The sequence below is a fragment of the Aeromonas diversa CDC 2478-85 genome, from assembly GCF_000819805.1.
GTDB lineage: Bacteria > Pseudomonadota > Gammaproteobacteria > Enterobacterales > Aeromonadaceae > Aeromonas > Aeromonas diversa.
Window position 1 is genome coordinate 100,435 of the sequence record NZ_CDCE01000021.1, and the last position, 24,255, is coordinate 124,689.

At 47.9% G+C, this 24,255-nt stretch carries 20 protein-coding genes and 1 riboswitch; of the genes, 15 read left to right on the top strand and 5 right to left on the bottom strand.

Annotated elements, in window-relative coordinates; all coding sequences use genetic code 11:
- Positions 1-2 precede the first annotated feature (2 nt).
- The 13 genes from BN1121_RS07590 to BN1121_RS07635 all read left to right on the top strand — a co-directional run bounded on the left by BN1121_RS07590 (position 3) and on the right by BN1121_RS07635 (position 14,782).
- Positions 3-1,592, top strand: coding sequence for a glycosyltransferase family protein (locus tag BN1121_RS07590; RefSeq protein WP_005358928.1), 1,590 nt, complete (start codon positions 3-5; stop codon positions 1,590-1,592).
- Positions 1,592-2,320 carry a WbqC family protein gene (locus BN1121_RS19275; RefSeq protein WP_005358937.1) on the top strand — a complete coding sequence of 243 codons (729 nt, stop codon included), beginning with the start codon at positions 1,592-1,594 and terminating at the stop codon, positions 2,318-2,320. The genes BN1121_RS07590 and BN1121_RS19275 overlap by 1 nt, the downstream gene beginning before the upstream one ends.
- The gene (locus BN1121_RS19280; protein ID WP_081606475.1) at positions 2,313-3,266 is read left to right on the top strand and encodes a radical SAM/SPASM domain-containing protein; all 954 of its coding nucleotides are present in this window, start codon (positions 2,313-2,315) and stop codon (positions 3,264-3,266) included. Before BN1121_RS19275 ends, BN1121_RS19280 begins: the two co-directional genes overlap by 8 nt.
- Positions 3,263-4,399, top strand: a complete 1,137-nt coding sequence (gene rffA, locus BN1121_RS19285; protein ID WP_152424727.1) for a dTDP-4-amino-4,6-dideoxygalactose transaminase — start codon at positions 3,263-3,265, stop codon at positions 4,397-4,399. The genes BN1121_RS19280 and rffA overlap by 4 nt, the downstream gene beginning before the upstream one ends.
- An 875-nt stretch (positions 4,400-5,274) precedes the next feature.
- Complete coding sequence (locus BN1121_RS19740; RefSeq protein ID WP_156139395.1) at positions 5,275-6,060, top strand: hypothetical protein; 786 nt, start codon at positions 5,275-5,277, stop codon at positions 6,058-6,060.
- A 27-nt stretch (positions 6,061-6,087) separates the two neighbouring features.
- Positions 6,088-7,125, top strand: coding sequence for a hypothetical protein (locus BN1121_RS19745; protein ID WP_152424729.1), 1,038 nt, complete (start codon positions 6,088-6,090; stop codon positions 7,123-7,125).
- On the top strand, positions 7,122-7,682 hold the full coding sequence (locus tag BN1121_RS07605; RefSeq protein WP_005358953.1) for an adenylyl-sulfate kinase: 561 nt from the start codon (positions 7,122-7,124) through the stop codon (positions 7,680-7,682). The genes BN1121_RS19745 and BN1121_RS07605 overlap by 4 nt, the downstream gene beginning before the upstream one ends.
- Positions 7,679-8,473 (top strand): class I SAM-dependent methyltransferase, encoded by a 795-nt coding sequence (locus BN1121_RS07610; protein WP_005358956.1) that lies wholly within the window; start codon positions 7,679-7,681, stop codon positions 8,471-8,473. Before BN1121_RS07605 ends, BN1121_RS07610 begins: the two co-directional genes overlap by 4 nt.
- Before the next feature lie 2 nt (positions 8,474-8,475).
- Entirely contained in the window at positions 8,476-10,788 is a 2,313-nt protein-coding gene (locus BN1121_RS07615; RefSeq protein WP_043597542.1) for a PEP/pyruvate-binding domain-containing protein, read from the top strand.
- The gene (locus tag BN1121_RS19290) at positions 10,772-11,401 is read left to right on the top strand and encodes a gamma-glutamyl-gamma-aminobutyrate hydrolase family protein (protein WP_161624309.1); all 630 of its coding nucleotides are present in this window, start codon (positions 10,772-10,774) and stop codon (positions 11,399-11,401) included. Before BN1121_RS07615 ends, BN1121_RS19290 begins: the two co-directional genes overlap by 17 nt.
- Positions 11,394-12,161, top strand: a complete 768-nt coding sequence (locus BN1121_RS07625; RefSeq protein WP_005358970.1) for a phosphocholine cytidylyltransferase family protein — start codon at positions 11,394-11,396, stop codon at positions 12,159-12,161. The genes BN1121_RS19290 and BN1121_RS07625 overlap by 8 nt, the downstream gene beginning before the upstream one ends.
- Before the next feature lie 429 nt (positions 12,162-12,590).
- Entirely contained in the window at positions 12,591-13,604 is a 1,014-nt protein-coding gene (locus BN1121_RS07630) for an NAD-dependent epimerase (protein ID WP_043597546.1), read from the top strand.
- An 11-nt stretch (positions 13,605-13,615) separates the two neighbouring features.
- Positions 13,616-14,782 carry a nucleotide sugar dehydrogenase gene (locus BN1121_RS07635; RefSeq protein WP_043597549.1) on the top strand — a complete coding sequence of 389 codons (1,167 nt, stop codon included), beginning with the start codon at positions 13,616-13,618 and terminating at the stop codon, positions 14,780-14,782.
- A 165-nt stretch (positions 14,783-14,947) separates the two neighbouring features.
- Here the strand turns inward: BN1121_RS07635 and pseC are convergent, their stop codons facing one another.
- Positions 14,948-16,087, bottom strand: a complete 1,140-nt coding sequence (gene pseC / locus BN1121_RS07640; protein ID WP_005358988.1) for a UDP-4-amino-4,6-dideoxy-N-acetyl-beta-L-altrosamine transaminase — start codon at positions 16,085-16,087, stop codon at positions 14,948-14,950.
- A complete protein-coding gene (gene pseB / locus BN1121_RS07645) occupies positions 16,084-17,088 on the bottom strand; it encodes a UDP-N-acetylglucosamine 4,6-dehydratase (inverting) (protein ID WP_005358990.1) in 1,005 nt (334 codons plus the stop codon). Before pseB ends, pseC begins: the two co-directional genes overlap by 4 nt.
- A gap of 308 nt (positions 17,089-17,396) precedes the next feature.
- Positions 17,397-17,566: riboswitch (M-box (ykoK) riboswitch) on the top strand.
- Between the two features lie 115 nt (positions 17,567-17,681).
- On the opposite strand from pseB, the gene mgtE reads away from it, so the two are divergent.
- The gene (gene mgtE / locus BN1121_RS07650; RefSeq protein WP_005358993.1) at positions 17,682-19,025 is read left to right on the top strand and encodes a magnesium transporter; all 1,344 of its coding nucleotides are present in this window, start codon (positions 17,682-17,684) and stop codon (positions 19,023-19,025) included.
- Positions 19,026-19,085: 60 nt separating this feature from the next.
- Here the strand turns inward: mgtE and ppx are convergent, their stop codons facing one another.
- The 3 genes from ppx to BN1121_RS07665 form a co-directional block, all read right to left on the bottom strand.
- Positions 19,086-20,576, bottom strand: a complete 1,491-nt coding sequence (ppx, locus tag BN1121_RS07655; RefSeq protein WP_005358997.1) for an exopolyphosphatase — start codon at positions 20,574-20,576, stop codon at positions 19,086-19,088.
- On the bottom strand, positions 20,566-22,638 hold the full coding sequence (ppk1, locus tag BN1121_RS07660; protein WP_043597552.1) for a polyphosphate kinase 1: 2,073 nt from the start codon (positions 22,636-22,638) through the stop codon (positions 20,566-20,568). The genes ppx and ppk1 overlap by 11 nt, the downstream gene beginning before the upstream one ends.
- Positions 22,639-22,703: 65 nt before the next feature.
- The gene (locus BN1121_RS07665) at positions 22,704-23,216 is read right to left on the bottom strand and encodes a glycine cleavage system transcriptional repressor (protein ID WP_005359279.1); all 513 of its coding nucleotides are present in this window, start codon (positions 23,214-23,216) and stop codon (positions 22,704-22,706) included.
- Positions 23,217-23,402: 186 nt separating this feature from the next.
- Between BN1121_RS07665 and BN1121_RS07670 the strand changes: the two genes are divergently transcribed.
- Positions 23,403-24,209: a DUF2726 domain-containing protein gene (locus BN1121_RS07670; protein WP_005359282.1), complete on the top strand. Its 807-nt coding sequence runs from the start codon at positions 23,403-23,405 to the stop codon at positions 24,207-24,209.
- The last annotated feature ends 46 nt before the right edge of the window (positions 24,210-24,255 follow it).

Sequence of the window (24,255 nt, forward strand, 5' to 3'; positions counted from 1 at the left end):
GTATGAATTTCGTTATATTTGATCTCAGTAAAAGCCTAGGGGGGGCTGAAACCTTTGATTGTAGATTCATTGATTATCTTGTGGGTCTGGGCGACTCCGTTGCTGTAGTTGGTCATCAAGATTCTGTAATTTTTGGCCTGTTGGATGCGAAGAGTATTAAGGTTAGAACGTATATTATTCCCGAAATGGATGATTTCTTTGTTTCTCCTCGAGAACAATCTTCTCTTGCTACACTTGGCCAGCAAATAATCGATGATTTTCTAGGGGAGAATATATATGTCTTAGCATCATATTTCGAGGTATTGCATAAGGCAATGCATGTTTTTAATGGTGATAAACGAGTTCATATATCAACGGGAATGTTGCATCCGGAAGCATGGAGCCTATGGGAGCCCGGAGCGGGGCTTAATGCATCACGTGCCTTTAAACCAAAGAAAATAGACAGGCTATGGTACTACAAGCGCGATTTGCTTTCTAAGTTAGACCACGACAAGGCAATTTGGTATCCGAATGATATATTTAGGAAATACAATGAAAATTATTTTTCCCTATGTCTTCAACATCGTGCATTAGCGACGGTTCCGGTCGAGCCTGTGGCTTATAGCATCAATTATCAGGTCACAACTCCAGAAAATATATTAAGAGTGCTTTGGCTAGGTCGTTTTGATTTTTTTAAGAATGAAAGTATTTTTAAGTTTATTGATAGTCTGCTCGATCTTCTTGATAAAAATAAAAACTTAACGATCTGTTTTGACTTGATCGGGTATGGGGCTGAGATATATGAACGCGAGCTTAAGTCATACGCTAAACAGGTGGGGGATAGGTTAAATATTAGATTTTTAGGGAAAATGAGTGAAACGGAAATATATGGATGTGTTGGTGTTGAAAAGTATCATTTCGCAGTCGCCATGGGGTCTTCCGCGTATCATCTTGCAATGATGGGCCTGCCTGTTTTAGCCATAGATTCCAGTGCCAAGGGATTGCGCCGCCTAGTTAAAGGGGTGTGGCTAGATGAAGCAACAGATGAATTCGATGAGGGTTCAAGTCTTTATCTTATGATGATCGGTGAAGAACCCCCTCAGAGGAGAGATATCTTAGATATATTGTTTGAGGTTTTCGATGATGGTTTTTTGCAGAGAAAATCCATCAGTTGCTCTGAATATGTAAATAGGTATCACAATATAGATTTATTGCTCCCCAAAATAAGAGGATACATGTTGCAGAGCGAATTTTCTGATAAAGCAACATATAAGTTTGAACGAAACCTTCCGGATGAGTTCTATCATCGTTTCGGTGATTCAAGCCCTCTTGATATAGCAATCTTTGGGACTGGTAGCGGCGCGGAAAAATTTTATGACAGAATAGAGGCTGAGAAATTATCATCAGGTAAGGTCATAAGGGTTAAATGTTTCTTTGACAACAATGAAAAAAAACATGGCGAAACATTTTTAGGTAGGGAAATAAAACGGTTCTCCTCTGAGGTGACTAGTGATGTCGACGTAATATTTGTCGCCTCTGATTACTGGCCTGAGATAAACTGCCAACTTGTTTCTCAGGGGGTTAAGCCAGAAAAAATAATAAGGGTATATTAGTGAGCGGCAAGGGAAAGAAAATAGCCATTATCCAGTCAAACTACATTCCTTGGATTGGATATTTTGATGTGCTTAGCCGAGTTGACGAATTCATACTTCTTGACTCGGTACAGTACACTAATCGAGATTGGCGAAACCGTAATAGAATTTCAACTCCAAACGGACCTGTGTGGTTAACGATACCGGTGTGCCACACAGCCCGCAGCCAGACAATTTCCTCAACTAAAGTTGTTGATGGTAAATGGTCCTCGAAGCATCTGTCTACAGTTAAGATGCAATATAAGAAAGCCGCGCACTTTGAGCGCTACATTAGTGAGATTGAGTCTTGGTATGGTCAGGCAAGAGAGTTTGATTGTATCTCAGACATCAACTTTTTTTTCATAAAAAAAATCGCTTGCTTACTCGGGATAGTAACACCAGTAGTTTTTGATGATTTGTACCTAGAGGGAGATGAGTTCACTGATGCAACAGAAAGACTGGCATGTATAGCCGAAAGAGCGTGTGCAGATGTGTATTTATCCGGACCAGCGGCAAGGTATTATTTAGACAGTAGCTATTTCGAAAAAAAAGGTATAGCGGTTGAGTGGGTGACATATCCTGATTATATGAAATATCAGCAAGTGTGGCCGGGATTTATCAATAAAATGAGCATAATTGATGCACTTTTGTGTGCTGGCAGTGAATTTGTTATTAGTGAAATAGTTAAAGGAAGGGGGCGGTATGAGTAAATATGGTTTCTATGATCGACTCTCATCAGAGTTTCCATCGCAAGTAATTGTGGATATTGCTGAGGTATGCAATTTAAGATGTGTCCATTGTGCGCATCCACAATTTAAACAGTCCGAGCATTATGCGGCAAGGCTATTAGAGCCTGAGATAAATAAAAAGCTCGTAGATGATATAAGAGATAATGGTAATGGGCACTGTCAGTATATACGTTATGCAAGCAGTGGTGAGCCATTACTTCATCCATTGGCACATGAAATGATTCAATATGCAGTTGAACATAGTGGTACGTTTGTGACTCTCACTACCAATGGCACAATTCTGAATGAAAAAAAAATGAAGCAGCTACTGCAAAGTGGGTTGCACATGATTGATATCAGTATTGATGCATTTAGAGATGAAACCTACACGAAAATTCGTGGTGGGCGACTCGAACAAGTTCGAAGAAATATCATCAGGATGATAGAGCATATAAGGAATGGTAAATATAGGACTCGTATCGTTGTTAGTTTCATCCGCCAACCTGGCAATGAAGATGAAGTCGATGATTTTATCGAATTCTGGAAAGAGAATGGTGTTGATGAGGTGTTGATTAGAAATTTACATTCAGCGGTTGGAATGTTGGCTACAGCGAAAAAAAATTATAATATATCGCGTAGACCTTGCCTCTATCCGTGGGAGCGAGTGAGTTTAGACCCCAAAGGTGAACTGTCCTTTTGTCCAATCGATTGGGCATATGCATCCAGCTTTATTGATTATAGGAAAACAACACTCAAAGATGCGTGGCAAGGTGAGTTTATGAATAAATTGCGAGAGGCGCACATAAATAATGATTATAAATGCCATGGTTTCTGTGGAAAATGTCCCGACTGGTTTTTGACAACTTGGCCTGATTCGGGGAGGAGTTATGCCAATCTTGTTGATGATATCAAGGTTATTATGAAATGACACCTTACCATAAGATGATACCATACAATTGCCCAACATCTTATATCAGTCACAGAGATGATATAGATGGTATTACATTGGGGCTGGGGGTTAACAGAAACAAATGTGAAAAGTTGATGAGGGAAATATGTAGTGTTAAAAAAATACTGCTAACACCATCTTGTAGTGCATCGTTAGAGATGGCTGCTTTGGCCATGAATATACAGCCAGGTGATGAAGTCATTTTACCAAGCTTTACATTTGTAACCTCTGCTAGTGCGTTTGCATTGCGTGGTGCGAGATTGGTTTTTGTTGATATCAGGCTCGATACTTTTAATCTCGACGAGAGATTGATAGAAGATGCGATCACCCCCAGGACGAAGGCGATTGTGGTGGTGCATTATGCGGGAGTGTCGGCCGAAATGGATGTCATCCTTGATATCTGTAACAGGCACAATCTTTTGCTAATTGAAGATGCAGCACAGGCCTTGATGTCGACCTATAAAGGGCGGCCTCTTGGTTCAATTGGGCATTTTGGTTGTATTAGTTTTCATCACACAAAGAATATACACGCAGGTGGCGAGGGGGGGGCGTTATTAGTTAATGATAAAAGTTTTTACGATGTATGTGAAGTTATTCAAGAAAAAGGAACTGACCGCTCTAAATTCCTTCGTGGAGAGATTGACAAGTATACATGGCAGAGGCTGTCATCCAGTTATGTTATGTCTGAGGTTCAAGCCATTGTCTTGCTGGCGCAGCTAGAGAATGCTTTTCAGATAACGAATAAGAGAAGAGATAAATGGGAACGATATCATAATGGTTTATCCGATTTAACTAGACGTGGCGTTATAAAAGCACCCGTGATTCCTGCGCATGTAGAGCATAATGCACATATCTATCATATAACTTTACGTTCTGAAAGCGAGCAGCAGGCACTGTTTAACTATATGCGAGGCCTTAATATAGAGGTCACCTCACACTTTGTCCCTTTACACTCCAGCCCCGCAGGTTGTTTATATGGTCGATTTCATGGTGAGGATATAAATACGACTGTAGTATCTAAGAGGTTGTTGCGTTTACCACTATACTCCAGGCTGACCGACACCGAGCAAAGCTATATTATTGATGCTGTTAATTCATTCTTTGGTCGATAACGGTTGGTTTTAACTCCAGATGAGATTTTTAATCTGCCATGGCTAAGCAAATCATCCAAATGTTCAAGCTATTACATTGGCTTTATCGTTTAGTCGTGGAATGATAGATGACTTAGGTAGCCCGGCTACCAAGAGTAACCATACAAGAGTCATGTATACAACGCCAAGAAATAAGGTTAGCAACTGTAAACTGCCCTGATATCGTAACGCTCTTTGACCATCTCCAGGGGGAGTCGGCCTTAAGTAGTGGCATGGAAAGAACAAGCAGGGCCATCAGCCCCTGTTGAGCCCAAGAAGGCTGTATCAATTCCTTGTCCCAGTCACGGGGCCTTATCCGTTACCGGATTAAAGCACGCACATACAATTAATGCGAACAGGGATAATATCCATTAAAGGCGGATGGACAGTTCGTCCGTATGGAAGGAGGGGCGCCGTCTTGAGGCAATCACAATCTGGCCTTAGATACCGTCACTCATGCAGTCGCCGAGCTGGAAATCATCCGGAGGAGGGGGGGGGGAGTTTACAGGGTATGCGTTATATTCATCCTGCTGACAGCGGGACCGTGATCTTTGTTGCTGTTTCTGGTGTGTTCATTAGAACCGAAAATACAACTTTTCTTTGTGTCGCCGAAGAGATCGGAAACCGAACTTCACATTCACAGTTCCAATAGGCCCCGTTTTGTGCTATTTATATCTGCTAAGATATAACTTATAATCTTAGCTCGTTTTTTATACATGCATCTAAGTGCTTATGCGAGCAAGCTGCAGTTTATAAGTTCTATAGTTCCACGATGTAGGAAGATGGTAGTTGCATATTATTTTGCATTGCAAAACTGGTAGTTGGATAACGTAAAATTCTGTTAGCGATGTCACCATATGATTATCAATAAAAAAATATCTCACAATGAACTACTTACCCGTGTGAAAGAGATCGTGCCTGAGCGCTCCGTGACGTTGCTTCTGGCAAAAGTATTTTCTATGTTAAGACAACGAGGTGGGGCTTTTGTGCAATTATGTGGCGACGAGAAAGCGTGCCGCGCCGCATTATTGAGTGGAATGTTTGACGGCGTGCTTGCTGAACGTGATCCCTGGATGATTAATTCATCCCCTCTCACATTGTGGATCCATGATGAAGACAATCAAAAAGTATCTATAAATATAGAGCGTCTTTACCAACAAATATTTTGGGTTTTCCATGAGCAAGAATTGATTGGCACATCCGGTCATGAATGTTTGGTTGGTTATCGTGAAAATTTATTCCATGGAATGGACAGTACTGTTCGTCATTTTTGCGATTTTGATTGGCATGTGAATAAGTTTATTCCATGTCTGGCTAGATTGCTAAAACTATTTCACCAAGAGCCTGATAGAAAGTTGATATTGTTTGGGACGGGAGCCGGTAGTATGCATCTCGACAAAAGTGCCCTATTTGACGGGGTTCAGTACGGGTGGTCCGACAACAATGTGGCATTACATAATAGTATGATATCGGGTCTTCCGGTTATTCCGCCGCTCCATCTTGTGCCAGGTGAGCATTTTGTATTAATTATGAGCAGCTGGTATAAAGAGATATCTGAGCAGTTAATACAAATGGGCTTTGTAGAAGGCGACGACTTTATATCAGGCTTGAGCTTGTACTATTCCCTCACTCTGTTTTTTTAACGTACAGTAATTTTGGGGTACTGTGACATGTATTTCGACACATGCTTGCTATCTTTACAAAGGACAGGAACGCTTGCTGCTCATGCTATACTCTATCGCCATCCAAGCATCAATCTACCAAGGTCAGATATTAATGACCAATTATTAAGTCATAATCGACTTGCGCTGGGAGAATCCCGTGATGTCAATATATTTTCAATACATTACCCAAAAACACTGTGGAATTTAAATAAAGTATTTCCATATTTTACCGGCGAGCGAATGCTTCATGTCGTAAGAAATCCGTTAGACAATCTGCGTAGCTGCTATAATGCCGCGTCGTATAGTAATGCAATTGGGTTATATGGTTGTCCTGCTGAGGGGCGACGTACATGGTTAGGGAATTTCTTCAATGTGCTGGATTCGTATAGTGGATGTAATTCGATTGCTGCCGGCGTGCCACTGTATGATCAATTCAAAGACGTTAAATGTATAGACTTTTCTGAATTGCTGCCGGCTCGGATTGACGCTACCGGACTGGAAATGTATAGGTGGCTTGGCTTAAATCCTGGCTTGGCAAAGAAACAATCTTCTGATAGACATCATACTTACAATGATATTCATCTCCTCATTTTGCGAGAAGCGCTATGGCTCGATTTTGATAACAAACATAGATTGCCAATCTATATAACGCTATATGATCAACTACCTGATCCTTCTCATCCAGCTGCAATCAATGCGTCTCAAAATTTCATTCGGCTTTGCTCTATCGACGTTTCTAACTCTAGAATATCAGACATATTGCACCTAGATGAAATGTGTATATCAATTAACACGTATCAACTCATGGCGTTACCCCGTGAGGTGCAAGAATTTTTTGCGAGTAATTATGAGGTTCTGATCATGGAGGGCTTATCTGCATGGGCCGAGCGACTCTTTGAGAAAGATCAAGAAGCCAGAAAGGAGCAGATTGATGAGTTGCCACAAGTTGCCAAGGACACGATAAAAAAGTTAATTTCACCTCATTTAGATAAATTCTATAAACGATTTCCTCATATAGAAGCATTATGGGGGCTTGAGCTTTGACAAAAAAGGGAAAGGTCATCTGGCTTACCGGTCTCTCTGGCGCTGGAAAAACAACCTTGGCAAGACGCGTCGTCAGTTTTCTAAAATCCAGAGAACATGCCGTTATCATGCTTGACGGGGATGAGCTAAGAGCGATATTTGCTCAAAGTGATAGTAATGGAAGTCATCATAGTGCTCAGAAAAGACTCGAATTGGCACTAAGATACTGTGCGTTGTGCAAGCTTTTGTCTGAGCAGGGTATTACCGTTGTTATAGCAACAATCTCTCTTTTCCATAAGGTGCATAAATGGAATCGGTTGCATTTACCTAATTACATAGAAATATATTTGAAGGTCCCTATTGAAGAACTAAAGCGAAGAGACCCTAAAGGAATTTACTCTAGTTATGAAGCGGGCGATACGCGCTATGTGGCTGGGATTGATGTCGCTGTTGAAGAGCCTCAATCGCCGAACCTTACTTTGAGCTTTCAATCCGGTGATACAGTGGATAAATACTTCGACACTATAATAGAATACATTCTTGATTCTGAAATAAAATATGAGGATATAACATTATGAGTATCAATATAAAGAAGGGCGATTTTACAGGCTTGGCTGATAACTATTCTAAATATCGGCCTGATTATAGCCTTTCTGTTTTGAAGGCAATTCTTTCTTACACGGGAAAAAGGGTAGAGAACATTGACTTTGCTGATGTAGGTGCCGGTACCGGGATATGGACTCGGATGGTTTGTGGACAAGGTGTACGCTCTGCATACGCGATTGAACCAAACGATGATATGCGAGCTGCTGGTCAGGCATATCCTTCAAATGCAGATAGCTTGGCTGAGATTAAATGGGCTGTTGGCAGTGCAGAAAAAACAAATTTGGAAAGTAACAGTTTAGACCTTTTGACTATGGCTTCTTCGTTCCATTGGGCTGATTTTGAAAAGGCAACGAAAGAATTTAATCGTGTACTGCGGGATGGCGGTCTATTTGTTGCCTTGTGGAATCCTCGTCTTATTGAGAAAAATCCAGTTCTTGTTGATATTGAAAATCAGCTTTGTAAGCTCAAGCATGATATAGAAAGAGTCTCATCTGGTCGTTCTGGTATTACAGATACACTCGCAGATAGATTATCCGAGAGTCCATATTTCGATGATGTTTTATACCTCGAAGGGCGACACTGCATTCGTATGAGCAAGGAAAGGTATATGGGGGCATGGCGGTCAGTCAATGATCTTCAGGCTCAACTTGGGAGTCAATTGTTTGAAGATTTTCTTAAGTATGTCGAAGATAAAATATCTGAACTAGATGTTATTGAAGCAACATATTTGACTCGTGCTTGGGTTGCAAAGAACAAGAGATAAATATGAGAGCCACTTTCTCCAGTAAAGCTGACACCTTGAAATCGTTAATGCCACTAGTTCGTTCAGCCAAGATAGCTCCAATATCAGTTATTATGTCATACGAGTGGATGGCGGATTCTGCATATTGTCTTAATAAGATAAATGATGAATTGCCTAAGGTTAGTCGTTTTATTGTACGTTCCAGCTGTAGTAGCGAAGATACGTCTGTCTCTTCTAATGCTGGTGCATACCTTTCTCTGCTGAATGTCAGGCCTGAAGAGTTACCAGAAGCGATAACATCAGTTATTGATTCTTATCATGGCAATGGTAATGAACAGATTTTAATCCAGCCAATGTTAAATCAAGTTATCCGTAGTGGTGTTGCCTTCACACATGACCCTACGACTTGTTCCCCATATCATCTAATTAATTGGGATGAGGGTGAGGATACTAGTTTTGTAACATCCGGGCAGGGTGGGCGTTGCTGGCAAGGAGCAGCCGTAATGCCTGATTGCATCACTATTCCTAAAGAAATTTCTTCAGTTCGAAAGTTGCTCCTCGAACTAGAAATGCTTTTTTCACAGCCGCTTGACTGTGAGTTCGCGGTGACGGCAGATGAAAGCCTGTGGCTTCTACAGGTCAGACCGTTAGTCTTAAGAGAGGCACCTCAGAACAAAGAACGACAGAGCCATCTACTGAAACTTATCGAAGACCGTTTAGAAAAGGGATTTTGTCATCATCCTTTCTTAATGGGTGAGAGAACAGTTTTTGGTGTAATGCCTGATTGGAATCCTGCTGAAATAATTGGTATTCGGCCCAAGCCCCTGGCATTGAGTCTTTATCGTGAGCTAGTTACTGATTCAATATGGGCATATCAGCGTCATAATTACGGTTACAGAAATTTACGAAGCTTTCCATTAATGCCTCATTTATTTGGCTTGCCTTATATAGATGTAAGGTTATCGTTCAACTCATTCATCCCTGCTGATTTAGATGATGAGTTGGCTGGGCGCTTGGTTGATTTTTATATAAAACGTCTTCAATCACAGCCTGCTCTTCATGATAAGGTGGAGTTTGAGATCGTATTTTCTTGTTACACCCCTGACCTGAATGAGAGGTTACAAGTATTGAAGGCTGAGGGGTTCTCTGATGAAGATGTAATAAGTATATCCGATTCTTTGAAGAGGTTAACTAATAGAGTTATTGACCCGTCTACAGGTATTTGGCGCTCGGATGAGAAGAAATTAAAAACGCTAATGGAACGCCATGAAGAGATCATGAGTTCCAATCTGGATCTCGCGGGGAAGATTTATTGGCTACTAGAGGATGCAAAGCGATATGGAACACTCCCGTTTGCGGGGCTTGCCAGGGCAGGTTTCATGTCTGTGCAGATATTAAAATCACTCGTTAATGTTGGTATATTAACAAGCGGTGATTATGATTCGTTCATGTCTAGTTTACAGACTATCACCAGTTCTTTGTCATTGGATCGAGAAAATTTTGATAAAGGATATTTTTTAAAAAAATATGGTCATCTTAGACCAGGAACTTATGACATTCTATCTAAGCGTTATGATGAAGACCCTGATTTATATTTTGATTGGAACTCGGAAGGGAAAGATTGTATTGAGTTAAATCGCCATTTCAGCCTCACCATACATCAGATGCGAGCGCTGCGGTGTCTGTTGACTGAGCATGAATTGAAACCTAATGTGGTCGAGTTGTTCGATTTTTTACAGGCCGGTATCGAGCTTAGAGAACTGTCTAAATTCCATTTTACGAAAAATTTATCTGATGCATTATCTTTAGCTAATGAATTAGCTATGAAATATGGATTTAGCCGCGAAGACATAGCATTTTGTGACATTCGTGCACTTCAGGAGTTGCACGTTGCTGCATGCGACCCATTAGAAATACTAGCTGATGCTATCACTAGAGGGAAAAAAAGATATAAAGATACCTGCAGTTTATCTCTGCCTCCATTAATCAGTGAAGTAGAACAAATATATAGTTTCGAGTGGCCTGATATACTTCCAAATTTCATAACACAAAAAAATATCATATCTGAGGTCGCACCAACCCTTGATAAAGAAAGACTAAACGGGAGAGTTGTGTGCATCCCAAACGCGGATCCTGGTTTCGATTGGATTTTTTCATATAACATATCGGGGTTGATCACCGCGTGGGGGGGGGTTAACTCTCATATGGCAATACGAGCAGGTGAGTTAGGTATACCTGCCATTATCGGTGCTGGGGAGAGACGTTTTACAATGTGGTCTATGGCTAAATGTCTCGAGATTGATTGTGCAGGGAAACGGGTTGAAGTTATTTGCTGAGGAGCTTCAATTGAAGTTTGCACTTGTTACATGTAGATTGGATGACATCTTAACTAGAGATGAATGTCGAAATTCACTTGATCAGCGACTCTCTGACTGGATTTTAAGGCTTGGTTTCACCCCGCTTTTGCTGACTACGGGAATATCGAATTATCAGTTAGAACTGATTGTTGAGTCAATAAAGCCTCATTTATTAGTCTTAAGTGGAGGCAATACTCCTGGTGAGAAGCCAGAGAGAGATACTCTCGAGCTAAATATAATAAAGCTGGCTAAAGAAAGATCCGTCCCATTATTAGGTATATGCCGTGGGATGCAAATGTTAGGGGTCGCGGAGGGGGTATCTCTAAAAGCAGTGGCCGCCCACTCAGGTTGCAAGCATATCATACAAGGTGAAATCTCTAGGTGTGTGAATAGCTACCATCAATATGCTCTAGATTGTATTCCACCTGGTTACGTTGGTTTGGCAAATACCGACGATGGTTGTGTCGAGGCTATTTCCCACAAAGTCCATCCAATAATGGGAATTATGTGGCATCCCGAGCGTGAAGTTAACTTTCTTAAAGAAGATATTGATTTTGTCTTGAATCGATTATTTGGAGTGAGTGATGACTAAAGGGTTGATTCTAGCTGCAGGACGAGGAAGTCGGATGGGAGATTTAACTTCTGATAGGCCAAAATGTCTCAATATGCTGAGAGGAAAGCTATTGCTTGATTATCAAATATCGGCTTTTCGTAGTGCAGGGATTAGTGAGATCGGCATTGTTAGTGGTTACAAGCATGAGATGTTGAATTCGTTTGATCTTGTCGAGTTCCATAATGATCGGTGGTATGAAACCAACATGGTGTCATCTCTCGAATGTGCTGCATCATGGCTTGATTCAGATGATGTTATTGTTAGCTACTCGGATATTTTTTATCACTCTGATGCAATAACATCTTTGCTTGACAGCGATGGTATTATTTCAATTACTTATGATGACAGGTGGCTGTCACAATGGTCAGGCCGCTTTGTAGACCCATTGTCTGATGCTGAAACATTTATTATCGACAAAAAAGGTAAGTTACTTGAAATTGGTAATAAACCGCATAACCTAGCCGATATTGATGGTCAATATATGGGGTTGTTGAAGTTCACTCCCCAGGCATGGAGAAATGTCCAAGTTATACGCAGTATGATGGCGGTGGAGGAACGGTCTCAAATGCACATGACCGCCACATTGGATCGGTTATGTAAAATAATTGACATCCATTGCATTCCATATGAAGGTATATGGGGAGAAATTGACTCGCCTAGTGATATAGATTATTTTGAGAGAACACTGCCTTCCGATGCGTTCACCAACTGGTGTTTTCCCAATAATAGGCATGGTTGATATTTGGTGCAAATATCTGTATCTCATGAAGATTGCCTCCATCGTTAATTGGTTTTCCTTTATTCAATGTTTAAGTGGTTTCGTTATAACGAAACCACTTAATGGAATACATCATTTATTGTCATATAATTTCATCTATGCTGTTATGTATCTTTGAATTTTGTGTATGTTAAAATGACAGAGTAATGAATATATTGGTTTACGAATGAGTGAGTTGAGGCTAGAAATTTTTTGACATTAAAGTATTTTGTCATGACACTGAATGTTGTTAAAAGTAAATTAGGTTACTACCTCTCCTTTATTATGTTTTTTTCTATAAAACTGCTAAGCTTATATAAATAAGCACGGCATGAATGCTGTTTGTTTTTTGAGCTATCAGCTGACTCGTTATATGTCTAGTGATGGCAGCATACATTTTAAGGTGTATTGATGAAGTATATTATTACCGGGGTGGCGGGATTCATCGGTTCTAAAGTATGTGAATGTCTGTGCGAAGCTGGGCATCAGATAGTTGGCATTGACAATTTAAATGATTATTATGATGTTAACTTGAAATCGGCTCGGCTTGACAAGCTAAAAATTTATAATAACTTTACCTTTATTAAGGTTGATGTTTCATCTCATATGGAGATAGTAAGAATATTCTCTGAGTTTAGGCCGGAGCGTGTAATTCATCTTGCTGCACAAGCAGGTGTAAGGCACTCAATTGATAACCCATTTTTATATATAGATAGCAATGTATCCGGTTTTTTATCTATTATAGAGGCATGTCGACTCATAGGCGTCAAACATTTGATATATGCGTCATCCAGCTCAGTGTATGGATTGAACGAAATCATGCCGTTTAAGGTTAGCCAACATACAGACCATCCAGTATCGCTGTATGCCGTGACAAAAAAAACTAACGAGCTAATGGCACATGCTTACTCTGATTTATATGGATTGCCAACTACCGGATTACGTTTTTTTACCGTGTACGGGCCTTGGGGAAGACCCGATATGGCATTATTCAAATTTACAAAAAATATTTTGTCTGGTTTGCCTATAGATGTATATGGTAATGGGCTGTTGAGCCGGGACTTTACTTATATCGACGACATTGTTGAGGGTGTCATTCGGATTGCTGATGTTGTGCCAATCCGTGATGCAGCATGGTCTAGTTCTACAGGCTCACCAGCAAATAGCCGTGCTCCCTATCAAGTTTTCAATATAGGCTCTGGTCGGCCAATACAAATATTGGAGTTTATAAAGGCGTTAGAAAAATCGTTAGGTGTTAATGCATTAAAAATAATGAAGCCGGTGCAGTCTGGCGATGTCTATGCTACATGGTCTGACACAGAAGACTTGTACCATGCGATAAACTACCGGCCACAAGTTACAATTGAGCAGGGCGTTCAACTCTTTGTGAATTGGTACCGGAGTTTTTATCATTTTCCCAATTAAAAAGGATGGTTATGAAAATTACTGTTGTCGGTATAGGTTATGTTGGGCTATCGAATGCGGTTTTACTATCGAAGAATAATCAAGTAATTGCTTTAGACTTGGATAGTGGAAAAGTAGATAAAATTAATCGCCGTGAGTCTCCAATCATTGACCCAGAGATAGACATTTATTTCAAAGAAAAGGTATTGAACATTTACGCCACTGCAGACAAGTATAATGCCTATGAAAATGCCGATTACGTTATTATTGCAACGCCCACGGATTATGATCCGGAAACTAACTTTTTTAACACCACATCTGTAGAGAGTGTCGTTCAAGATATTATTGATATTTCCCCGACATCAGCCATAGTTATTAAATCAACAGTTCCTGTCGGTTTTACTGAAAAACTAATAGCAAAGTACTGTAATGACAAAATATTTTTTTCTCCCGAGTTTTTACGTGAGGGAAGGGCATTGTATGATAATCTATATCCTTCGCGAATAATAATTGGGTCTGATATCTATGAGGCTCGTTACTTTGCGAAGCTCTTGGTCGAAGCCGCGGAAAAAAAAGATGTTCCTGTACTTTTTACTGGAAACTCTGAGGCAGAGGCAATAAAATTATTTTCAAATACATATCTAGCCATGAGAATTGCCTTTTTTAATGAGCTAGATACATATGCTGACAAGAATGGGCTTGTTACAAAAAATATAATAGATGGCGTTTGTTTAGATCCAAGAATAGGTGATCATTATAACAACCCATCTTTCGGCTATGGTGGCTATTGCTTACCAAAGGATACAAAACAGCTCTTAGCAAACTTCAATAAAGTTCCCAGTAACCTAATAAGGGCCATTGTTGATTCTAATACAACCAGAAAGGATTTTATTGCTGACTCGGTGATTGTTACTAACCCAAAGCGAGTGGGTATTTATCGGCTTGTTATGAAATCTGGCTCAGATAACTTCAGGGCATCAGCTGTGCAAGGTGTTATGAAAAGAATCAAAGCAAAAGGTATTGAGGTCGTTGTTTATGAGCCCGCATTGACAAATCAGGAATTTTATCGCTCGAAAGTTATCACTGATATTGAATCATTTAAAGGTATGTGCGACATCATTCTCGCTAATCGCATGCATCCTGAACTCTTTGATGTAAAAGAGAAGGTGTATACGCGAGATCTTTTCGGTTGTGACTAGCTCAAGTGGGATTAAGCAGAGCAATTTATTTATGATCGACACCGGTTTTAAAGATCTAATTATCATCTGACACCGGTTTGACGCCGGTGTCAGGTGATAACTAGATCTGTACATCACCAATTTATACCGATTATCCCGAATAACAATTGTAACGGTTTGTCGAAATCAGGGGCACTCATAGGAAAGAGACTTAAATATTTTATGCTGACTGATGATTGGCAATTTCGGGTATAACGGCAGGGTGATGGCTCCGGCATAAAACCTTTCCGCTTGAGGGCAGTGTCGTGCGCAGCCCACAGTCTGGTGCATTGGTTGATGATAAATTGGGATATAATGCACGTTGGCACCTATACCCAGTTCTCTCAGTTGTAGGAAAATAGCTGCCCGTTTCTCGGATTCGACATGGTGCACATAGAGATGAAAAGCGCTGCGCCGTTCCGTATTGAAGTAGCGGGGGAGAAGGTCGGGCGCCAGGGCTTCGAAGTAGCGACGGGCCAGCTCGCCCCGTTTTTCAATCCATGTTTCTAAGTTAGCCATCTGACTCAATCCCAGAGCAGCCTGGATATCTGTCATGCGGTAGTTAAAGCCCAGCATCTGTTGCTCGTAGTACCAGGGGCCATCGGGCTCGTTGATAAAGTCTTCCGGCTCGCGGGTGATGCCATGGCTGCGTAGCATGTGCATGGTCTTGGCCAGTTGGGGATCATTGGTCATGGCCATGCCCCCTTCGCCGGTGGTGATGATCTTCACCGGGTGGAAGCTGAAAACGGCGATATCGCTGTAACGGCCGTTGCCGATCGGCTCGCCATGATAGCGGGCGCCGAGGGCGTGACATGCATCCTCTATGATGCGAAAACCATACTCTTGGCCTAGGCGGTGGATCTCTTTCATATCGCAGGGCAGGCCGGCGAAGTGCACCGGGATCACCACCTTGGGCAGCTTGCCTTCCGCCTTGGCGGCGAACAGTTTCCGCTCGAGCTCCAGCGCGCACATATTGCCGGTATCGGGCTCGATGTCGACGAAGTCCACCTGGGCGCCGCAATAGAGGGCACAATTGGCCGATGCCACGAAGCTGATGGGGGAGGTCCAGACCCAGTCTCCAGGGCCGACCCCTAGCGCGAGACAGGCAATGTGTAATGCTGCTGTGCCCGAGTTGACCGCGACTCCAAATGTGGCATCGCAATAATCGGCGACCGCCTGCTCGAAGCGTGGGACGGCCGGCCCCTGCGTCAAGAAGTCAGATTTTAATACCTCAACCACCGCATCGATGTCGGCTTGACTGATGGACTGACGACCGTATGGGATCATTCGAATGTGACCTCTTGATTGAGCAGCTTGAGCGCCTCGATGGTGAGATAGTGGGGGTTGCTCTTGGAGTTGTACTCAAATCCGGATTCGACCATGCGACCCTTCTCGCCTGATGCCGTCTTCGAGAAGTCGTTGTTGCGATTGTTGAAGTTGATGGTGGGACCAATGACGAAAAAGTCGTCGAACTCGAAGGTGTGGTACGAGTCGTCGGCCGGACACATCACCTCATGCATCTTCTCACCGGGGCGGATGCCGACGATCTTGTGGGGCAGGTTCGGCGCCATGGCGCGAGCCAGATCCGTGATGCGTACCGACGGGAGCTTGGGCACGAAGATCTCGCCTCCCTTCATGCGTTCGAAGTTACGCAACACAAAGTCTACCCCCTGCTGCAGGGTGATCCAAAAGCGAGTCATCTCCTCGTGGGTGATAGGCAGGGCGTCGGCACCCTGGTCGATCAATTTCTGGAAGAAGGGCACCACGGAGCCGCGTGAGCCGACGACGTTACCGTAGCGCACCACGGCGAAGCGAGTTGGGTCCTGTCCGGCGATGTTGTTGGCGGCGACAAACAACTTGTCGGAGGCAAGCTTGGTGGCCCCATAGAGGTTGATGGGGTTGGCGGCCTTGTCGGTAGAGAGGGCGATCACCTTCTTCACCTGGTTGAACAGGGCGGCCTGGATCACGTTCTCGGCCCCGTGAATATTGGTCTTGATGCACTCCATGGGGTTATATTCGGCGGCTGGCACCTGTTTGAGCGCGGCGGCGTGAACCACATAGTCGACACCGCGCATGGCCATGGTCAGGCGGTTGGCATCGCGCACGTCACCGATGAAATAACGCATGCAGGGGGCGTCAAACACCTGCTGCATCTCGAATTGCTTGAGCTCGTCGCGAGAGTAGATGATAAGACGCTTGGGTTGATAGCGGGCCAATATGGTCTTGACCAGCATCTTGCCAAACGAGCCGGTGCCACCGGTAATCAATAGGGTCTTGTTGTCAAACATAGTCATCTCTCTCTGCTGAGCCTATTCTCAAGCAATCTTCGTTCCATATATATGGATACAACCGTACTAGCCTGCCCGATATTTAGCACAGGAACCGACGGATAACCCAATGATTTTCCGTCGAATTGTTAGATCATAACTCCACTTTGCCCGATCGCGCACACTTTCCTTGAGGGAAATGCGAGGCAGGCTCCAGACTCTCGCGCTCCTCTCAATGTGTAAGCACATATTGCTAGACTTGTTAACAGGGTTGACCCGCCGTCTCCTGGCGCCCATCATGGCGCCGCCCCGTCACCGGGGCTCTGTCTGCAGCATCTCGTTAGGCGAGGCTCCTGCATAAACACAGGCCACTGATCTCACGACGTCCAGAGACGCCCAAGATCAGGACAGTTTTCATCGGATTAAGGTGTTAACCCAAGTGGCTTCCGGGTACCCGGATACGTTATGCAGTGCTAAAGCTGGAACGTGGGGATGCGGGTCTCGCGTGAGCGACCCTTTTCCTGCCGATCTCTTGCTCGTCCATCAAGGGCTGTTTTCTCTCATCTGCGCGTCGCGCACCTCCAGGCTGGCCTGGATCACACGAGAACTCTGTGATGAAGAAAACACACCTGTTACTCAACACCCATCAACTGCTCGATCGTGCCTCCCTGCAAGGGTGGCTGGCCCATAACACCAATCCGGTGCGCCGCGCCGATCAGTTGATGGCCCTGCGCCCCGAAGAGCTCAACTGCGTCTTCGACACCCTGCCGTTAGAAGATAGTGAGTCCCTGCTTATCTCCCTGCCGGGGGCGACGGCAGGGCGCCTGCTATTGCGCCTTCACATGAGCGTCATGACGCCTCTGCTCAACTGGCTGAGCCTGGCTCAACTACTCGAGCTGTTGCGCCCGCTTGGGCGTGCGCAGCAGGATCAGTTGATCGCCGCCATCCGGGAAGAGCAGCAGGGGGCGCTGCGCCTCCTGCTCAAGTGGCCTCCCGAGACGGTCGGCGCCCACATGCGGCTCGACTATCTGGCCCTGCACCGGGACTGCAGCGTCGAGCGTGCCAAGCGGCAGGTGCACGATCTGTGGGACCAGGCGGTGAGCACCCGTGACATCTTCGTGGTGAACACAGAGGGGTTGCTGTGTGGCGCCATCTCGTTGCGAACCCTGATGGTGGCCGAGCCCGGCGCTCCGATAGGCGATCTGATGACCCCCGACATCGCCCGGATTGAGGCGATGGCGGATCAAGAGGTGGCGGCGCGGCTGCTCATCGAGCGGGATCTCTCCATCCTGCCGGTCGAGCATGAGGGGCGATTGGTCGGAGTGCTGCACGTGGATGATGCGGCCGACATTCTTGAGTCCGAATCAACCGAGGATGCGGAGATGCAGGGAGGCTCTCTGCCGCTCGACAAACCCTACCTTGAGACCTCTGCGTGGGAGTTGTGGCGCAAGCGTACCCCTTGGTTGCTGGCTCTGTTTGTGGCCGAGGCCTATACCGGCACCGTGCTGCGGGCGTTTGAAGAGCAGCTCGAGGCGGCCATCGCCCTGGCCTTCTTCATCCCGCTGCTCATTGGTACCGGCGGTAACAGCGGCACCCAGATCACCACCACGATCGTGCGTGCGATGGCGGTGGGGGAGGTGGGTCTGCGTAACCTCGGCACCGTGCTGAAAAAAGAGCTATCCACGGCCTCCTTTATCTCGGTGGCGATCGCCCTGGCCGCCTGGGTACGGGCCTGGACGTTGGGAGTTGGTCCCCAGATTGGTCTGGTGGTGACCCTCACCATCCTCGCCATCGTGCTCTGGAGCGCGACTGTCTCTTCGGTGATCCCTATGGTGCTGCGCCGCCTTCGGATCGATCCTGCCGTGGTGTCGGCGCCCTTCATCGCGACCCTGGTGGATGGGACCGGTCTCATCATCTATTTCGAAATCGCCAAGCTGATCCTGCCCGAGTTGCAGTGAGGCTCAGAAAGTGCGGGGCGGCCATGGGCCGCCCCGCCGCTATTTCCGCAGGGTGAGCGGTTACACCGCCTCCAGGATCAGGGGCCAACCGGCCTCCCGGCCGTAGCGCTGCTCTTTCTCCAGGTTTTGCATCAAGAGGCGATTGGCCTCACACCAGGTCGCCGGCAGACGCAAGGTGAGGGCCTCTTCACTCACCTGTACCTCGAGAGGGGGGAGCAGATCATCCTGGCGGCGATGGTGCAGGGCAACCGCAAGGCGCAGCAGACGGATACAGCGCAGCACCGTCATGGTGTCGTGGCTCGGCAGGGGGGGCATCTCCTCCAGGCGTAGGGCTTTACGCTGAAAGCGCACCCAGGCCGCCAGCAGGGTCTGATCTTCTTGACTGAAACCGGGCAGATCCGTGTGTTGCAGTATGTAAGCCGAATGGCGATGAATGCCGCTGTAGTTGATGGCCATGCCTATCTCATGCAGCCGCGCCGCCCAGCCGAGCAGCGCCCGATAGGGGGAGTGTTGCAGCTGCCACTCACCCTGTACCGCATCGAACAGGGTGAGGGCGGTCTGCTCGACCCGGCTCGCCTGGCGCACATCGAGGCGATAGTGACGGCTGAGCGCCTCAGCGGTGCGCTCACGAATATCGTGGTGCTGCAATCGCTCCTCAAATTCGTAGAGCAGCCCCTCGCGCAGGGCGCCGTCCGAGTAGTCCATCCGCTCTATCTTGAGGGTGTGGAACAGCGCCAGCAAGATGGCGACCGCGGCGGCCAGCACCTCGCGCCGCTCCTCGGGGAGTCCCGCCAGCTTGAGGTTGCTGCACTTCTTGCTCTCTATCATCTTCTGGCGCAGCAGTTCGAGGGCGCCCAGGGTGATCCCCCCCTCACTCAGCCCCTCTTGTACCAGCACATCGTGCACGGTGCGAATGGAGCCCGAGCTGCCGAGGCAGCGTTGCCAGCCCAGGGTGTGGTACTGCTCGCGGATCGGGTCGAGCTGATGCTGGGCCTCGAGCATGGCGGCGGTAAACTGGCGTTCACCGAGCTTGCCGTCGGAGAAGAAGTGCTGGGTAAAGCTGACGCATCCCATCTTGCGGCTGGTCAGGGCGTGCGGTGTGAAGCCCTCGCCGATGATGAGCTCTGTGCTCCCCCCGCCGATGTCCACCACCAGTACCTGCCCCTCCACATGCTGGGTATGGGCGACCCCTTGATAGATGAGGCGCGCCTCCTCCTGACCACTGATCACATCGATAGGGTGGTGCAGCAGGCGGCTGGCCTGCTGCACAAACTCGTGGGCATTGCTGGCGCGGCGCAGGGTGTAGGTGCCAGCGATACGCACGTGCTCCGGGTGGAGGTTGGTGAGCCGCTCGGCAAACAGGGCGAGGCAGTCGAGGCCCCGCTGCATCGCCTCGGGACTGATCCGCTTGTGCTCATCCATCCCCTCGGCCAGGCGCACGCGCTCCTTGATGCGATCCACGATGCGAAAGCGCCCCTCACTGAGGTGGGCGATGATCATGTGAAAACTGTTGGAGCCAAGATCCACGGCGGCATAGAGGCTATTGTCCACCTTGTTTCTCCTCGCATTGTTTCAGGTATTCATAGATGGCCACCTGGCTGCGCAGCTTGCGCCGGTTCCCCCGCTTCACATACTCGTTCTTCTGCTCGGCGTCGATGACGCGGGCCTTGGTGGTGTCGTTCCACTGCAGATCCAGGATATCGAGGATGCGCTGCTTGAGGCGATCGTCGTAGACCGGGGTCCCCACCTCGATACGGCCATCGATGTTGCGGCTCATCCAGTCGGCGCTGGAGATATAGAGCTGAGAGGCGCCCTTGTTATGGAAGACCATGACGCGGGGGTGCTCGAGGAAGCGATCGATGATGCTGATCACCTTGATATTCTCGCTCAGGCCTGGTACCCCTGGCTTGAGGGCGCACATGCCCCGGATGATCATCTGGATGGGTACCCCGGCCTGGCCCGCGGCATAGAGGCGGTTGATGAGATCCCTGTCCACCAGGTTATTGATCTTGAGGAAGATGCCGGAGGGCAGGCCCGCCTTGGCGTTGGCCAGCTCGTTGTCGATGAGACGAAACAGCTGACGCCGGCTGTTGATGGGGGAGACCAGCAGGTGGTTGAACTTGTAGCGCCGATAGGGGTATTCGATGTACTCGAAGACGCTCTCTACCTCGGCGGTGATCTCGGGATGGGCCGTCATCAGGGAGAAATCGGTGTAAATCTTGGCGGTCTTCTCGTTGAAGTTACCGGTGCCGATATGGGCGTAGCGCACCGGCGCCCCGTTCTCTATCCGGGTGATGAGGCAGAGTTTGGAGTGGATCTTGAGGCTGGGCACCCCAAACACCACCCTGACCCCCGCATCGGTCAAGATGTTGGCCCAGTCGATGTTGGCCGCCTCATCGAAGCGGGCGCGCAGCTCGACCACCACGGTCACCTTCTTGCCGTTGTTGGCCGCGTCGATGAGAGAGTGAATGATGCGCGACTTCTTGGCCACCCGATAGATGTTGATGCGAATGGCGGTGACCGCAGGGTCGAAGGCCGCCTGGCGCACCAGCTCGGTGAAGTGGTGGAACTTGTGATAGGGATAGTAGAGCAGGATATCCTTCTCGCGGATGGCATCGAAGGCGTTGACGAAGCCATCGAAGTCGCGGCAATCCAGCGCCGGCAGCTTGGGGTTCTCCAGATAATCCCGACCGACATTAGGGAAGCCGATGAAATCCTTGAAGTTGTGATAGCGCCCGCCGGGGATGATGGCGTCGTAGGAGCTGATCTGTAGCTTGAGCTTGAGGAAGCTTATCATGGCCGCCGGCATCTCCCGCTCATAGACGAAGCGCACCGGCATGGCAGTGATCCGCTGCTTGAGGCCGTCACTCATCTTGTCCACCAGGCTCAAATCGAGCTGATCCGAGAGGTCATACTCGGCGTCGCGGGTCAGCTTGACCGCGTAGGCGGCGATCTCGTCGTAGTCGAAGAAGCCCTTGAAGATGGCATCGAGGTTGAGGCGGATGATGTTGTCGAGCAAGATGATCTGCTTCTTGCGGCGCGAGCCTTCGGGCGGGAGTTGGAAGAAGCGCGGCAGATCGTCGGTGGGCACTTCGACCAGGGCATACTGGATCACCTGCCCCTGCTTCTTCATCTCGACGGCCAGATAGGTGCGCTCGTCTTTGAGAAACTTGGCCGGGTTGACCTCCTTGTTGAGGAGGATGGGGGTAATGTGGCGCAGCACCTTCTCACGGAAGAAGCTGCGCATCCACTCCACAGTGGCTTCCGATAGCTGGTTCTCATTGACCAGAAAGATGCTGTGGCGGGCGAGCTGCAGCAGCAACTCGCGGTAGGTGGCATCGAACGCCTCGCCCAGGGTCAGCACCTTCTGCTGGATGGCGCGCAGCAGCAGTTTGGCCGCCTCATCCCCCCCGTGCTCCTCGTTGATGAGGATGCGGCGTTTTACATCCGATACCCGTACCTTGAAGAACTCATCCTGATTGGAGGAGAAGATCCCCAAGAAGCGAACCCGCTCGATGAGGGGGACCGTCTTGTCCATCGCCTCCTGAAGCACCCGCTCGTTGAACGCAAGCCAGCTGAGTTCTTTATCTACAAACGACTGATCCGTGCTCATTCTCTGCCTCTGAAGTACCGTTCGGGCTGCTTTTTGTATGACAATCGTGTTGCATTTTTATGAAATCACGCTTCCTCATCCTGATCGATGTCGATCATGAGGTCATCGGAAAGGGACTCGAGCGCTTCGATCAGTGTCTCCTGATCCAGGGTCTCGGGCAGGGCCACCAGGGTGTGGGCAAAGAAGAGGGGGGCACCCGAGTGAGGGGCGGGCTCACAGCCTGTGGTGAGATCGATCACGTTGACCGATAGGCGGTGCAGAGTCGCGGCCAGCTCTTCGACGATACCGGGGCGATCATTACCGGTGACCGTCATCATCAACTGCTGCTGGGGCTGGGCATGCTCTTCACCCTCGACCAGGGTGATCTGCAGACTCGGCAGGGCCGCCAGGGCGGTACGCAGCGGTGTCACGCCCTCCTGAGGCAGGATGATCTGCAAGATGCCCGCAAACTGTCCGGCCAGCTCACTCATGGAGCTGGCCTGCCAGCTTCCACCGACCTCTTTGACGGCCTTGGCGAGAGATTCGACGATCCCCGGGCGGTCCGGGCCTATTACGGTGATAACCAGTTGCTTGTTCATACGCTCCTCCTTGTCGTGAATAGTCTCATTGTGCCTGTGGGGGCGCGCCATATGAAGCACTGCCACCATAAAAAGTGGCGGTCATGGCGTGGTGGACGCCGTGCGTCAGTCACTGACAGGCTCACGGGTGCATGCTAGAGTATCGCCCGTTTTTTTAGCCCAATCGCCGTGAAGGCAGGAGGAGTCATGGGCTTGGTCTGGTTAGCGATGCTGATGTTACTGGTCGCGGGACTGCTATGGTGGATGCGCCGTGGCGGCGCACCGTCGGATTATCAGCGTCAGGATGGGGTGCTCGAGGCTGACGAGCTGGCGCTGCTCGATGCCCTCGAAGAGGCGGTCGGGCAGGATGCGCGCGTGCTGTGCAAGGTCAATCTGGCCAACGTACTGGCCCCGAGCGAGCGCCTCAATGCGCGCAAGTGGCAGCGGGCCAGCGATGAGCTCACCTGTTGGGATCTCGACTATGTGCTGATCGACCGGGAGGAGGGGACTCCCCTGTGCGGCATCGTCATCGAAGAAGAAGAGGGACACGCAGCGGACTTTCGGCGCCTCGCCTGCAAGGCGGCCGGTCTTGCGTTGCTGGCGATCCCGCTGGCCGACGAGTACGACGTGGCGCGGCTGCGTAGCCAGATCTATTACTACCTGGAGCCAGAGTTGGGCTTGGGTGAAGAAGAGGAGCCAGAAGCGGCGACGATGGCCCCCCTGGGTACCCATCATGAGCGGGAGTTTGCTGACGAGCCGCAATTTGGCCCACTGCTGCTCGACGGCATCGATACCGGTGGGCGCCGCGAGCCGACCCTCAACCCCGAGTTGATTGGCGATACCCGCGAAGAGCGTGCACCGACCATCACCCGTATCGAGCAGACCTGCCCGCGCTGTGATGCCCCGCTGGTGGAGCGGCTGGCGCGCAAGGGACCCAAGGCGGGTCATTACTTCATGACCTGTACCCGCTTCCCCGAGTGCCGCTATGCGGCGCTGACCGGCCGACAGGGGTGAAATAACAGAGGGAGGCATAGCGCCTCCCTCTTGGTTTTTCACCCTA